This is a genomic window from Microbispora sp. NPDC046933, assembly GCF_040644635.1.
Lineage (GTDB): Bacteria > Actinomycetota > Actinomycetes > Streptosporangiales > Streptosporangiaceae > Microbispora.
Genome location: NZ_JBEYWW010000003.1, coordinates 377,868 through 390,830 on the forward strand (window position 1 = coordinate 377,868; position 12,963 = coordinate 390,830).

Here is a 12,963-nt window from a genome sequence, read left to right on the forward strand (position 1 = left end):
ATATTTCGAAAAGTCGTAATGGCCCTATGGTAATTGCGACAGATGCGCTTCTGGCTGTAAGCACGGATTGCGCGTACTTTTCATTGACAGGCGAGGAGGGAAAACGACGATGACTGTTATCGGCACCTGGAACGTCGAGAACCTGTTCAAATTCACGCCGGGGGGCAAGTTCGGTCCGACGAGCCAGGCGGCGTACGACGCCAAAATCGAGGGCCTGGCCGCGACCATCACCCGGGCAGGCGTCGACGTCCTGGCCGTGGAGGAGGTCGGCGACCCCGACGCGCTCGCCGATCTGGCGGCCCATTTGGGAAATGAGTGGCAGCACGTCACCTCCGGAATCTTCGATACCGGGCATCCCATTCGGGTCGGGCTGTTGTCTCGGCTTCCGTTCGAGGTTGTCACCGACCAAGCGACCTTCCCTCAGCAGCTGTCCGCGATTCAGGCCGGCGATGACGGCACGACCACCCACCAGATGGGCCGGGGCGCCCTGGCCGTCCGCGTCACCGAACCCGACGGCCGGACCATCGACCTGATCGTCGCGCATCTGAAGAGCAAGCTGCTGTCGTTCCCGCCAGGGCCCAATGGGCGGCCCCGTTTCCAGCCTCGCGACGAGGGCGAACGGGCCCGGATAGCGGCCTACGCCCTGTACCGGCGCACCGCCGAGGCCGTCACCGTACGCGCCTTGGCCGACGAACTGCTCGCCGGTCACGGCGAGGCGCGCCAGGTCATGGTGATGGGCGACTTCAACGACGAACCGAAGGCCGCCACCACCCAGATCCTGCTGGGCCCGCCCGGCTCCGAACTGGGCACCCCGGGCGCCGACCAGCCCGACCGCGGTGACAAGACCCGGCTATGGAACCTCGCCCCCCGCATCCCCGCCGCCGAGCGGTTCTCCCGGGTCTTCCACGGCCGCGGCGAACTCATCGACCACCTGCTCGTTTCCCACGCCCTCCTCGCCCGCGCCCTCGAAGTCCACACACTGCAGCCGGCGGACGCGGCCGGCCCGCACGACGGGCTGCCCTCGATGACCGAAGACCCCACCAGCCGCCGCGACGCGCCAGCCTCCGACCACGCCATGGTCTTCGCTCGACTCAGCCCCTGACATTCACCAGCACCGAAAACCCGCCGCCCCAGGACGCCGTGGCTGTGCGGAAAAGGGTGATTCAGGCCGAGCCGATCGCCGGCGTGAGCGGCCAGGAATCAGGCGATCACGCGCTGGGTCACCCTCGTGCCGGGCTGACCACCTAGCTGCATTTGGCATGCGAGCAAGGGCAGAAGCTGCTGTCGATCGTGCTGACCGTCGGGCAGCGCGGCGACAGCCCGCAGCTCACCACGGTCGTCGCCGGTATTCCCACCCGGGGCGGCGCTCCACTCCGCGAATCCAATGAAGAAATAGCCGTAGACGATGAACCAGTCACACGAGCAAAGGAGCCGATATGGAGAACGAACCGGAGGTCATGGTGGCGGCCATGCTCAGTCAGATCATCACGCAGGTCAAACAGAGCCGTCCGACGCGTACCGATGGGAGCGGCACGACACAGGGGTTTGTCTTCTCCCAGCAGGTACCCGGCCGGCCCGTCAGCCCGCGTGACTATGGCCTGCCCTGGCATCCAGCGGGCGGCACCCCGGGTCAGCCCGGGGCGCCCACGACCGAGTCTGTTAAGCGGGCGATGGCGGCCGCCTCGAACACGGCGGAACTCGTCGACTCACTCCTCGTCGTCACCGACGATGGCACGTTGGTGAGTTACAGCGGCGGTGGCCGCAAGCTCACGGTCGCCTACCAGGGCATTCTGCAAGCCATGGAGGCCGAGCAGGCACCGGCCCGCTCGCCCCAAATCGAGGCCCGGGTTGCTGAGGCGCGCAAGGTGCTGTGGACGCCGGACAGGGACCCCACACCGCTCTACAAACGCTACCTGGAGAACCAGAAGGCGTACTCGGACGCGACCTCGGCGTTTGTCGTCGCGCAGAACAGGATCCTTGCCGACCCCGCACAGCGGGACTCCTGGCCGGTTCTGGCCGCGCCGTTCCAGACCGACGTAGACCAGGCCTTCGACAAGTGGAAGGCCCAGGGCGCCGACGAGGTCGAAGCCGCGCTGGCAACCGTGGAATCCCTTGGCATACCTATGGAGCAGGGCATGATCGCGGCCGCCCGACGGCGGATGGAGGCCTGGTCCCTTGCTCTAACCGGCATCGTGGCCGTGAAGACGCCGTACTCCCGAGTGATGCCGAGCGAGTGGGCGATGAGCGATGTCGACGACACAGGCTGGACCCATCTCAAGATCGAGACTAGGGAGTACCACCAGCACTTCGAGCAGCATGGCCACGGCCTGAGCACCGGCGAGTGGCGCGGCGACTCCTCGGCCAGCGGCGGAGATGCTGGGATTAGCATCTTCGGATTCGGCTTCCACGGCCGCCACGACGAGCACAACGCGTCAGGCAGCGCCGGGTTCTCCAATCAGGGCAGCGACGGCACCACGTTCACCAGCGATGCCAGCAACCTGACAATCGAGCTGCAATACGCCCTGCTCACCATCGAACGGCCCTGGCTGACCACCGACCTGTTCCGAATGCGCAGCTGGTACCTGCGTGGCGAACGGGAAAAGACGATCAGCGATGGGACGATCTCGGGCCAAGTCAACACCGAGAAGCCGTTCCTGCCGATGATTCCGACCCATCTCCTCGCGGTCCGGAATGTAAGGGTCACGGCCGAGAACTGGGGCACAGTGGCGACTACGCTGAGCAGCTGGTGGTCCCGGCACGAGTCGCAGTATTCGACGAGCGGCAGCTCCTCGGGCGGCGGTATCAGAATCCCGGTGCTGGGCCCACTCAGCCTCGACGCCGGCGGCTACCACTCCGAGGACCACCACCAGAGCTCGTTCAAGGACGAAAACGGCAACGACCACAGCGCAGACTTCGGGGCACGCTTCAATGGTCAGACCCTGGAGATCAACGGCACCCAGATCGTCGCCTGGCTGAGTGAGATCATCCCGCTCAGCCCGCCCAAGGCCGACCCGTCGCTGCCGCCGGAGCAGTGACCCATGGGCGTCACGATCGACGAACTCGCCAGGAACCTCGAAGCCTTCTTCGCCGAATGCTTCCCGCTCGCCGTGGGAAGCGGGCCGGGCTCGCTGTTCCTGCTCCTCGACAACCTCGGCACACCCTTGGAAGTCCAAGATTTTGATGGCGCTCTCTTTTCCCAGCAGCGTGCGGCTCAACTCGCCGATCAGGTGCCGCATCCGGCCGGACTGGCACGGGGGTGGTATCTGCCGTCGTCGGGCACCAGACTGTCTCGCTGGTATGGCGCCGCCATCGAAGGCAGCGCCCCGCTCTCGACAGACGAACCGGCGTTTTCCTCCTTCACCGCGAAACGGAAGGAAGCCATTCGACTGCTGGAGGAGAACAAGCTTGTCTTGGCCGGGGGTGGGCCGAACCCGGTCGGCGTCCACGACACCTACTACGCCACCCAGATGACCCCAGCCGACTGGGACAATCCCGCGAGTAACGCATGGCAGAGCTACCGCCTTGACTCGCAGGATCACCCCCCGGACGGCGGCCGTCAGCTTGGGCCCATTCGGGTGCCGGAGTGGCGGATCAGATTCGCCGCCCCGGAGCTGGTACAGCCGATCATAGGAGGCCACCTCCCGCGCGTCCGTGACCTCGACCGGCTGATCAGGCTCAACCCCTCCCCGGAACTGGCACAGCCGATCGCAGGCGGTGACCACCGGCGCGTCCGTGACCTCAACGGGCTGATCAGGCTCAAGCCCTCCCACCTAGAGCCAATTCGGGAGCCGGATCCGTTACTCGCGGTGCCGATCGCAGAACCTGATCTGCGCCGTCGGTTGATTCTGCCCAAGATACTCGCCCGGCCCGACCCGGAGATCGTGATCAAAGGGACCCCCACTGCGCCGGTCACCTCCACCGGGTTCCATGTGTCGTTCCAGTACTGCCTGGTCCGGTTCGACCGGCCGTGGTGGGATGACGTCTTCCTGACCGCCTCGCAGTGGAAGGTCCCCGGCCAACCGCCGGGCGGAATCAGTACCGGCTCTGCCACCGGTCCGTTCGGCGTGATGACCCTAGTCACTGTCGGCATGCTGGTCGTCAAGGACCTCGTGATCAGCGCCACCTGGTCGGAAGCCGACGAAACCATCCTGAAACAGGGCATAAGCCTCGGCCCCTTCAGTGTTTCGGGCGCCCACTTCGATGTTTCGAAGGGCGAGATCAGCAGATCGGGAATGCAGGCGATCGCCTGGCTATGCCAGGTCCCGCCTATCATTCCTCCCTCGTAAGGGATAGCACCGGCGCAATTCATCACGCGGGAGCCGTCCTCGAGATTCAGATGAAGAGGCAAGGCGAGGAGGAATATTCAGGGAAGTAGTGGCCATGAATCGCATCGCCGGCTCGACGGTGCTGGGGTCGAGTGCGGCCGGTGAGCCGTTGTCGTCGTGACCGCGGCTGGAATGGTGCTTCTTTCTGCCCGATAGCGGGCTACCAGCTGATCCACCCCTGGGAGACCCCGTAGGTCCGGGCCACCTCACCTTGGGTACGGCCCTCCATAACGACAGCGGTGGTGACCAAACGCGCCTCCCGGTTCATTGCGGGTACGGGTCACGGTCGGCGGCAGCACGTGGACGACCGCGATCTTCCCGGACAGCGCGCGTGGTAGCTACGTGCTGCCCATCAAGCGCGCTGTCCGCACGGCCGAAGCCCTCGACGCAGGCGACATCGCGACCGTGGCCGTCAAGCTCATCGACTGCGCGTCGGCGCCCCCCAGAGGCAGTTGAGACGATCCTGTCCCGGTACGGCCTGGATGGCGATGTCCATCCGGTCGAGTCGATCCCGCACACGCCGGTCGGCAAGGCGGACAAGCTACGCCTTCGAGTCACGTTCGGACTTACGGCCAAATGACACCAAGCTAGGCCGTCTTCGCCGCCGCCCGGGCGAACAGAGTAGTGCAACGCCGACGGCACTAACCATTTACTGTGGCCCGTCCTGCCGAGTCCGTGTCGCGAGTAACCGCCAGGCCGTGTTGAAGGGCCGCGCGGACGCCTCCAGGCTGATTTGCCGGGCCGTTAGCTCGACTCACCAACCGCCGCCCCCATCAGTAGCGGCGGGAGCGGGGAAAGGTGACGCACAAGCCGAGCGCCGGGGGAAGTGGAGGAGCCTTTCGACCACGGCCTGGGGGCGATGGCGGGGCGGGCTGACTACCAAGTCCCAGCCAGCCTGGGCAGCTAGTCACATCCGCCGAGCACAAGGATGTGGGGCGCGCCCAGAGCTGATCCTTGGTGCCGTCCTTTACATTGTAGATCAAAGCCTCATCACTGCAGCCTGACGGTTTGAACATTTGATGAGCGCAGTGGCTTCGATGCCTCGGAAAGGGCGGCAGCCTGCGGCAACGTAAGACAGCGGGGTGTCGGCAACTGACGGCTCGTCCGAGCAACAAACGAGCAACGAGAAACAGAAAAGCCGTGATCACTCTCGCGTGATCACGGCTCCGACCTGCTAGAACAGTGTCGGGACGGCGGGATTTGAACCCACGACCCCTTGACCCCCAGTCAAGTGCGCTGCCAAACTGCGCTACGTCCCGTTGCCCCGGTCTCCCTGGGCACACCCAAACCTTAGCGCAGTTTCCGCCCTCGTGCGTACACGAACCGCGCCAGTGGGCCTAGGCTGGCGATCATGGGGAGGAAGGCGCGCATCGACCAGGAAGAACTCGTCCGGCTGGCCGCCGAAGGCTGGACCAACGCCCGCCTCGCCGAGCACTTCGGTGTGACGGAGTCGGGCATCCTGCAGGCGAAGCGCGCGGCCGGCCTGTCCAAGCCGATGACGGACCACAGCCGTGCCCTGCCGTGGAAGCTCCGGCGCGAGCACAGCCAGAGCGGGCCCGCCACCAACCTTCGGAACCTCTCCGCCGCGGCCCAGGGCCGCCGGATTCCCAAGGACAAGCTCAACACCGCCCTGCGGTGGGCGAGCCGGCTGGTCGACAACGGGCTCGACATCGCCTACGACCCCGAGCGGGGCTTCCACGAGGTGCCCGCCGGGGACGACTCGCACGTCGCCCGGGTCCTCGCCGAGGCCCGCGAAGCCACGGACGCGGCGGGCACCACTCCCTGACCGTACGGCTGCTCACACACCGTCGCGCGGCAGGGGCGTGGTCTCCTCCCGTACGTGCACGTGGCGCTCGCCCGGGTGGACGGCGGTGTGCGACTCGGTCTCCTGCACGTGGACGTGCGGCTCGGCCGCCGGGTCCACGGTGTACATCGTGTCCGGCTCGATGGTCTCCACCGTCTCCTCCGTCCGCGGACGGCGGGTGTAGCGACCGGTCAGCACCATGCCGACGATCCCCACGGCCATGAGAATCCAGCCGATCATTTGAAGGTCGATTCCAGGAACGTCCCATTTGACGGCGAACGCGAGAACCGCGCCGACCGCGATGAAGGCGAGACTGGCCCCGAAGCCCATGGCTACCTCCTCTGCTGGTCAACGGCCCTTTACCCGCAGAATCCGCGATTACGCAAGGCGTGAAGGCCGCATTCCCGGGCAGTGCGGATGAACAACGCATTCACCCCTGGAGGCAGATATGACCGCCGTAGCATGGGTGGCCGTCGTGATCGTCGCCGTGCTGGTGATCCTGGCAGTCGGCTACCTGGTGTCGGCACGCAATCGCCGGCGCCACCTGCAGGACCGTTTCGGGCCCGAGTACGAACGGGCGGTGCGGGAGAGCGACAGCCGCAGGGAGGCCGAGCAGGAACTGCTCGCCCGCGAGGAGCGCCACGCGAAGCTGGACATCCGCCCGCTCGACCCGCAGACCCGGGAACGGTACGCGAGGAAGTGGGCCGACGTGCAGGAGCGGTTCGTCGACGCTCCCGGCTTCGCCGTGACCGAGGCGGACGCGCTGGTCACCGCGGTGATGGCGGAGCGCGGCTATCCCACCGACGAGTTCGAGCAGCGTCTGAGCGACCTGTCGGTGGCCCACGCCGCGACGCTCGACCACTACCGCAAGGCCCACGACATCAGCAGCCGCGCCGCCCGGCAGGACGCCACCACCGAAGAGCTCCGCCAGGCGATGGTCCACTACCGCGCGCTGTTCCAGGAGCTTCTCGGCGACGGCGCCGACGTTCCTCCGAACGACCACGTCAACGGCACCGCGTACACCACAGGCGGTTACGACGGCGCCACGATGAACGGCCACCACGCGGACGTACGGAAGGCGGGGCGATGACCATGCGGACGAACAGGTACGACGAGCGCGGCGAGGTCGCCGAGCAGCCGACTCCCGAGACCCCCGAACCCCTCGAGGAGGAGGCTCGCAGAGAGAGGGCTCTCGCGGACGCCGTGCGGGACGAGCACGAGGGTCCCGGTCCCGTCTACTCCCCCAGCGACGCGTACACCGCCGGCTACGCGGACGGCACGGCGGGGAACGCCGGCGACCGCGCGTACCCGGATGGCACGGCCCGGGAAACCGGCGGCAACGCGGAGACGGACACAACGGCCGACGGCGGTGACTCCCGCTACCGCGAGCCGTACGGCCAGGCGGGCGACGACGTCCTCACGTCGCCCCAGACCGGTGGCAGGCACACGGCCGAAGGCGACCGCCTCGTCGCGGGCGGCCGTACCGACCACGACACCGAGGCCCGCACCTCGGCCGACCGTCCCTACGACGCCGCGACGGGCATGCACGAGACCTACGGCGACGACGCGGACCGCGACCCGGAGACAGACGGCACCGGGTACGCGCGGGACGATGTGGCCGCCGGGGACACCACCGCCTCCAGAGACACCACGGCCTCCGGGGACGCTACGGCCCTCCACACCACCACGGCCGGCACCCCTGCCGCTCCCGCCGTCGACGGCCCCGTGGCCTACCCCGTCACGGCCGCCACCGCCGCCTCCGGTGCGGCGTCCGTCCTGGACGAGGCGCTGGAAGGCCGGTGGCGCGAGATCAAGGCGGGCTTCGTCGACGATCCCCGCCAGTCGGTCGAGCAGGCGGACGCGCTGGTGGAGGAGGCCCTGTCGGCCTTCACCACCCGCCGGCAGACGCTGCTCGACCAGTGGAAGGACAACGAGCGGGGCGACACCGAGGCACTGCGCCTGGCCCTGCACGAGTACCACTCGCTACTAGCCCAGCTGACCCGGAAGTGAGGTAACAATGCTCGCCATCGCCGCGGCGGTCGTCTTCGGGATCGCCTTCCTCCTCGATCTCCTCAACGCGAGCATCGGCATCGGCCTGACCGCGCTGCTCGCCCTCGGCCTGTGCCTGCTGTCGCTGCACCAGGCCGGCGTCGGCACCGCCGGGGTGAACTCCTGGCGGGGCGGCTGGCGCGGCGGACGCGTCCGTCGCTGACCCCCGTGAGCCGAACGCCTCCCCTGGAAAACCCACCCCTGAAAACGCGCCATCCGGAAAGACGGTCTCGCGGAAGCGCCCCTTCCGCGAGACCGCAAGACAGCGCGACCGCAGGACACCGAGACCGCAAGACACCGAGACCGCAAGACAGCGAGGCCGGCGACATTCGCCGCGCATGTGCTCCCACCGCCCCCGCAGGAGACCGAGATGCCGCACAAGGTGAAAGAGGTCATGACGCGCGATCCGGTCACGCTGCCGGAGGAGGCCCCGGTGGTCAAGGCCGCCAAGCTGATGCGCGACCGCGGGATCGGCGACGTGCTGGTGATCGGGGACGGCCGTCTGCGCGGGCTGGTGACCGACCGGGACATCGTCGTACGCGCGGTCGCGGAGGGCAGGGACCTCACCACCACCCCGCTGGCGACGCTGTGCACCCGCGACGTGGTGACCGTCGGCCCCGACCAGGACGTGGCCGAGGCGGCGCGGTTGATGCGTGAGAAGGACGTGCACCAGCTTCCGGTGGTCGTGGACGGCCGCCCGGTCGGCGTCGTCGCCCTCGCCGATCTCACACCGGGCTACGCCCCCGGCCTCGATCCCGATTTCGCGCCCGCCCACGCTCCCGACGACGCCGCCGGCCTCGGGCTGGACAGCGCCCTCGCCTGACCGGCCCCGGACGGCCCCGTCTCGCGCAGGTGTTCGCTCCTGCCGAAAACCATGCGTGCGTGAGCTAGCTGCTCATATAGCGTGTTCGGCATGATTTTGCCCTCCCCGCGACGCGCCCCTGGACCACAGCCGTGCTGACCCGTCTGCTCCGCACGTACCTGCGGCCCTACTCGCCCGCGCTCACGGCGGTGGTGCTGTTCCAGCTGGTCGGCACCATCGCCTCCCTGTACCTGCCGAGCCTGAACGCCGACATCATCGACCAGGGGGTGGCCACCGGCGACACCGGCTACATCCTGGTCACCGGCGGCTGGATGCTGACCGTGTCCCTCGTGCAGATCGCCTGCTCGATCGCGGCGGTCTACTACGGCGCCCGGGTGGCGGCGGGGTTCGGCCGGGACGTCCGGTCGGCGGTCTTCCACCGGGTGAGCGGCTTCTCCGCGCGGGAGGTCTCCGCGTTCGGGGCTCCCTCGTTGATCACCCGTAACACCAACGACGTGCAGCAGATCCAGATGCTCGTGGTGATGACCTGCACGATGCTGGTCGCCGCGCCCATCATGGGCGTCGGCGGCATCATCATGGCCCTGCGGCAGGACGTCGGGCTGTCGTGGCTCATGCTGGTCTGCGTCCCGGTGCTGCTGGTCTCGATCGGGCTGATCGTCTTCCGCATGGTCCCGCAGTTCCGCGCCATGCAGACCCGCATCGACACGGTCAACCAGGTGCTCCGCGAGCAGCTTTCCGGCATCCGCGTGGTGCGGGCCTTCGTCCGGGAGCGCGAGGAGACCCGCCGGTTCGCGAAGGCGAACGACGAGCTGACCGGGACGGCGCTGCGCGTCGGACGGCTGACCGCGCTGATCTTCCCCACTGTGATGCTGATCCTCAACGCCTCCAGCGTCGCCGTGCTGTGGTTCGGCGCCGCCCGGGTGGACAGCGGCGAGATGCAGGTGGGCGCCCTCACCGCGTTCCTCATGTACCTGATGCAGATCCTCATGTCGATGATGATGGCCACCTTCATCTCGATCATGATCCCGCGTGCGGCGGTGTGCGCGGAGCGCATCACCGAGGTGCTGGACACCGAGTCGTCGGTGCGCCCGTCCGAGCATCCCGTACGGCAGGTGGACCGCCGGGCCGAACTGGAGCTGCGTGACGTCGAGTTCCGCTATCCGGGCGCGGAGGCGCCGGTGTTGTCCGGTGTCTCCTTCCGCGTGGCCGCGGGGCAGACCACCGCGGTCATCGGCAGCACCGGGTCGGGGAAGACGACCCTGGTCTCCCTGGTGCCCCGGCTGTTCGACGCGACGTCCGGCGCCGTGCTGATCGACGGTGTCGACGTACGCGACCTCGACCCCCAGATGCTCTGGACGCGCATCGGCCTGGTGCCGCAGAAGCCGTACCTGTTCACCGGCACCGTCGCGAGCAACCTGCGGTACGGCAACCCCGACGCCACCGACGAGGAGCTGTGGGAGGCGCTGGAGGTCGCCCAGGCCCGCGACTTCGTCGAGGCGATGCCCGAGGGCCTGCAGGCGCCGATCTCCCAGGGCGGCACGAACGTGTCCGGCGGGCAGCGCCAGCGCCTGTCCATCGCCCGCGCGCTGGTCGCCAAGCCGGAGATCTACTTGTTCGACGACTCGTTCTCGGCGCTCGACCTGACCACCGACGCCAGGCTGCGCGCCGCGCTGCGCCCGTACACGGCCGGCGCCGCCGTGATGATCGTCGCCCAGCGGGTCTCCACCATCGCCGACGCCGACCAGATCGTCGTCCTGGACGACGGCGTCGTCGTCGGCATCGGCACCCATGACGAACTGCTCGGCTCCTGCCCGACGTACGTCGAGATCGTCGAGTCCCAACTCACCGCGGGGAGTGCGGTATGAGCGACCGGCCCACAGCACCCGTGCGACCGCGGCCCGGCGGAGGCGGCGGTTTCGGGCCCTTCGGCGGCGGGCAGATGCCGGCGGAGAAGTCGATGAACTTCGGCCCCTCCACCCGGCGGCTGCTGCGGCGGTTGAGCCCGGAACGGCCGAAGATCGTGGCCGTGATCGGCCTCGCCGTGATCAGCGTGGTGTTCTCCGTCATCGGGCCGAAGCTGCTCGGCCGCGCGACTGACGTGATCTTCAGCGGTGTGATCGGCGGACAGCTGCCCGCGGGCACGACCAAGGAGCAGGCCGTGCAGGGCCTGCGTGCCTCGGGCCACGGCGACTTCGCCGACATGCTCGCGGGGATGGACGTCGTCCCCGGCCACGGCATCGACTTCGGCGCGCTGGCCACGGTCCTGGCGTGGGTCCTGGGGCTCTACGTCGCGGCGTCGCTGTTCATGTGGCTGCAGGGCCGGCTGCTCAACGACGTGACGCAGCGCACGGTGTTCCGCCTCCGGGCCGACGTCGAGGAGAAACTGCACCGGCTCCCGCTGAAGTTCTTCGACGGCCAGCCGCGCGGCGAGCTGCTCAGCCGGGTCACCAACGACATCGACAACGTGTCCCAGACCCTGCAGCAGACGCTGAGCCAGCTGCTCAGCTCGCTGCTCACCGTGGTCGGCGTGCTGGTCATGATGTTCGTGATCTCGCCGCTGCTCGCGGCGATCGCGCTGGTGACGATCCCGGTCACGATGATCGTCACCGGGCAGATCGCCAAACGCTCACAGAAGCAGTTCGTCGCCCAGTGGGCCCACACCGGCACGCTGAACGCCCACATCGAGGAGGCGTTCACCGGTCACGAGCTGGTGAAGGTCTTCGGGCGGGGCCCTGAGGTCGAGCAGGTGTTCCAGGAGCGCAACGAGGCCCTGTACAAGGCGAGCTTCGGCGCCCAGTTCATCTCCGGGATCATCATGCCGATGATGATGTTCATCGGGAACCTCAACTACGTCGCCATCGCGGTCGTCGGCGCCGTACGGGTGGCCGGCGGCTCGATGAGCCTGGGCGACGTCCAGGCGTTCATCCAGTACTCCCGGCAGTTCACCCAGCCGCTGACGCAGGTCGCCTCGATGGCCAACCTGCTGCAGTCGGGGGTGGCCTCCGCCGAGCGGGTCTTCGAGCTGCTGGACGCCGAGGAGCAGGAGCCCGACCCCGCCGACCCGGCGCTGCCCGCCACGCGGCGGGGACGCGTCGAGTTCGAGCACGTGTCCTTCCGGTACGACCCCGAGCAGCCCCTCATCGAGGACCTGTCGCTGGTGGCCGAACCCGGGCACACGATCGCGATCGTCGGCCCGACCGGCGCGGGCAAGACCACGCTGGTCAACCTGATCATGCGCTTCTACGAGCTGGACGCGGGCCGCATCACCCTCGACGGCGTCGACATCACGGCGATGCGCCGCGAGGACCTGCGCTCCCAGATCGGCATGGTGCTCCAGGACACCTGGCTGTTCGGCGGGACGATCCGCGACAACATCGCCTACGGCAACCCCCGGGCCACCGACGAGGAGATCCAGGCGGCGGCGCGGGCGACGTACGTCGACCGGTTCGTGCGCACCCTGCCCGACGGGTACGACACCGTCATCGACGAGGAGGGCGGCAACATCAGCGCCGGCGAGAAGCAGCTGCTGACCATCGCCCGCGCCTTCCTCGCCAACCCGTCCCTGCTCATCCTGGACGAGGCGACCAGCTCGGTCGACACCCGCACCGAGGTCCTGGTGCAGCACGCGATGGCCGCGCTGCGCAGCGACAGGACCAGCTTCGTCATCGCCCACCGGCTGTCCACCATCCGCGACGCCGACCTCATCCTGGTGATGGAGGCGGGGAGCATCGTCGAGCACGGCACCCACGACGATCTGCTCGCCGCCCGGGGCGCCTACCACCGGCTCTACTCCGCGCAGTTCGCCGGTGCCCTGGCGGGCGACGACGCCTCCGCCGCGGCGCAGTGAGCGGTGGGGGGGGGGGGCGGGGGTCGGGGCGGGTTGTAGCCATCGGCCCCCCCCGGCCGCGTCACAGCCCCGCGGGCCGGAGACGCCCGGCGGCGAAGGGGGGGGGTTGGGGGCC

12 protein-coding genes and 1 tRNA gene are annotated in these 12,963 nt (G+C 68.4%); 11 read left to right on the forward strand and 2 right to left on the reverse strand.

The window, feature by feature from the left end:
* Positions 1 to 109: 109 nt before the first annotated feature.
* From ABZ857_RS06325 to ABZ857_RS06340, 4 genes are all read left to right on the forward strand, one after another.
* On the forward strand, positions 110 to 1,102 hold the full coding sequence (locus ABZ857_RS06325) for an endonuclease/exonuclease/phosphatase family protein (RefSeq protein ID WP_357038361.1): 993 nt from the start codon (positions 110 to 112) through the stop codon (positions 1,100 to 1,102).
* 334 nt (positions 1,103 to 1,436) lie between these two features.
* Positions 1,437 to 3,035, forward strand: coding sequence for a hypothetical protein (locus ABZ857_RS06330; RefSeq protein WP_357038364.1), 1,599 nt, complete (start codon positions 1,437 to 1,439; stop codon positions 3,033 to 3,035).
* A gap of 3 nt (positions 3,036 to 3,038) precedes the next feature.
* Entirely contained in the window at positions 3,039 to 4,286 is a 1,248-nt protein-coding gene (locus ABZ857_RS06335; RefSeq protein WP_357038367.1) for a hypothetical protein, read from the forward strand.
* A gap of 306 nt (positions 4,287 to 4,592) precedes the next feature.
* Positions 4,593 to 4,781, forward strand: a complete 189-nt coding sequence (locus tag ABZ857_RS06340; RefSeq protein ID WP_357038370.1) for a DUF1905 domain-containing protein — start codon at positions 4,593 to 4,595, stop codon at positions 4,779 to 4,781.
* A 729-nt stretch (positions 4,782 to 5,510) separates the two neighbouring features.
* On the opposite strand, the gene ABZ857_RS06345 is transcribed toward ABZ857_RS06340, so the two are convergent.
* Positions 5,511 to 5,584 (reverse strand) — tRNA-Pro (locus ABZ857_RS06345).
* A 92-nt stretch (positions 5,585 to 5,676) separates the two neighbouring features.
* Here ABZ857_RS06345 and ABZ857_RS06350 point away from each other — a divergent pair.
* Entirely contained in the window at positions 5,677 to 6,111 is a 435-nt protein-coding gene (locus ABZ857_RS06350) for a hypothetical protein (protein WP_357038373.1), read from the forward strand.
* Between the two features lie 12 nt (positions 6,112 to 6,123).
* Here ABZ857_RS06350 and ABZ857_RS06355 read toward each other — a convergent pair whose 3' ends face one another.
* A complete protein-coding gene (locus ABZ857_RS06355) occupies positions 6,124 to 6,459 on the reverse strand; it encodes a DUF6458 family protein (protein WP_357038376.1) in 336 nt (111 codons plus the stop codon).
* A 118-nt stretch (positions 6,460 to 6,577) separates the two neighbouring features.
* Between ABZ857_RS06355 and ABZ857_RS06360 the strand changes: the two genes are divergently transcribed.
* The 6 genes from ABZ857_RS06360 to ABZ857_RS06385 all read left to right on the forward strand — a co-directional run bounded on the left by ABZ857_RS06360 (position 6,578) and on the right by ABZ857_RS06385 (position 12,848).
* Entirely contained in the window at positions 6,578 to 7,219 is a 642-nt protein-coding gene (locus ABZ857_RS06360; protein WP_357038378.1) for a hypothetical protein, read from the forward strand.
* Entirely contained in the window at positions 7,216 to 8,139 is a 924-nt protein-coding gene (locus tag ABZ857_RS06365; RefSeq protein WP_357038381.1) for a hypothetical protein, read from the forward strand. The genes ABZ857_RS06360 and ABZ857_RS06365 overlap by 4 nt, the downstream gene beginning before the upstream one ends.
* A 7-nt stretch (positions 8,140 to 8,146) precedes the next feature.
* Positions 8,147 to 8,341 carry a hypothetical protein gene (locus ABZ857_RS06370; protein ID WP_030509495.1) on the forward strand — a complete coding sequence of 65 codons (195 nt, stop codon included), beginning with the start codon at positions 8,147 to 8,149 and terminating at the stop codon, positions 8,339 to 8,341.
* 231 nt (positions 8,342 to 8,572) lie between these two features.
* Positions 8,573 to 9,001, forward strand: coding sequence for a CBS domain-containing protein (locus ABZ857_RS06375; protein WP_357038384.1), 429 nt, complete (start codon positions 8,573 to 8,575; stop codon positions 8,999 to 9,001).
* 131 nt (positions 9,002 to 9,132) lie between these two features.
* On the forward strand, positions 9,133 to 10,866 hold the full coding sequence (locus tag ABZ857_RS06380) for an ABC transporter ATP-binding protein (RefSeq protein WP_357038387.1): 1,734 nt from the start codon (positions 9,133 to 9,135) through the stop codon (positions 10,864 to 10,866).
* The gene (locus ABZ857_RS06385; RefSeq protein ID WP_357038390.1) at positions 10,863 to 12,848 is read left to right on the forward strand and encodes an ABC transporter ATP-binding protein; all 1,986 of its coding nucleotides are present in this window, start codon (positions 10,863 to 10,865) and stop codon (positions 12,846 to 12,848) included. Before ABZ857_RS06380 ends, ABZ857_RS06385 begins: the two co-directional genes overlap by 4 nt.
* Positions 12,849 to 12,963 lie beyond the last annotated feature (115 nt).

Bases quoted from the DNA above. Each gene is read 5' to 3' on its own strand.
- ABZ857_RS06325 (WP_357038361.1), top strand. From the start codon at position 110: ATGACTGTTATCGGCACCTGGAACGTCGAGAACCTGTTCAAATTCACG.
- ABZ857_RS06330 (WP_357038364.1), top strand. From the start codon at position 1,437: ATGGAGAACGAACCGGAGGTCATGGTGGCGGCCATGCTCAGTCAGATC.
- ABZ857_RS06335 (WP_357038367.1), top strand. From the start codon at position 3,039: ATGGGCGTCACGATCGACGAACTCGCCAGGAACCTCGAAGCCTTCTTC.
- ABZ857_RS06350 (WP_357038373.1), top strand. From the start codon at position 5,677: ATGGGGAGGAAGGCGCGCATCGACCAGGAAGAACTCGTCCGGCTGGCC.
- ABZ857_RS06355 (WP_357038376.1), bottom strand. From the start codon at position 6,459: ATGGGCTTCGGGGCCAGTCTCGCCTTCATCGCGGTCGGCGCGGTTCTC.
- ABZ857_RS06360 (WP_357038378.1), top strand. From the start codon at position 6,578: ATGACCGCCGTAGCATGGGTGGCCGTCGTGATCGTCGCCGTGCTGGTG.
- ABZ857_RS06365 (WP_357038381.1), top strand. From the start codon at position 7,216: ATGACCATGCGGACGAACAGGTACGACGAGCGCGGCGAGGTCGCCGAG.
- ABZ857_RS06370 (WP_030509495.1), top strand. From the start codon at position 8,147: ATGCTCGCCATCGCCGCGGCGGTCGTCTTCGGGATCGCCTTCCTCCTC.
- ABZ857_RS06375 (WP_357038384.1), top strand. From the start codon at position 8,573: ATGACGCGCGATCCGGTCACGCTGCCGGAGGAGGCCCCGGTGGTCAAG.
- ABZ857_RS06385 (WP_357038390.1), top strand. From the start codon at position 10,863: ATGAGCGACCGGCCCACAGCACCCGTGCGACCGCGGCCCGGCGGAGGC.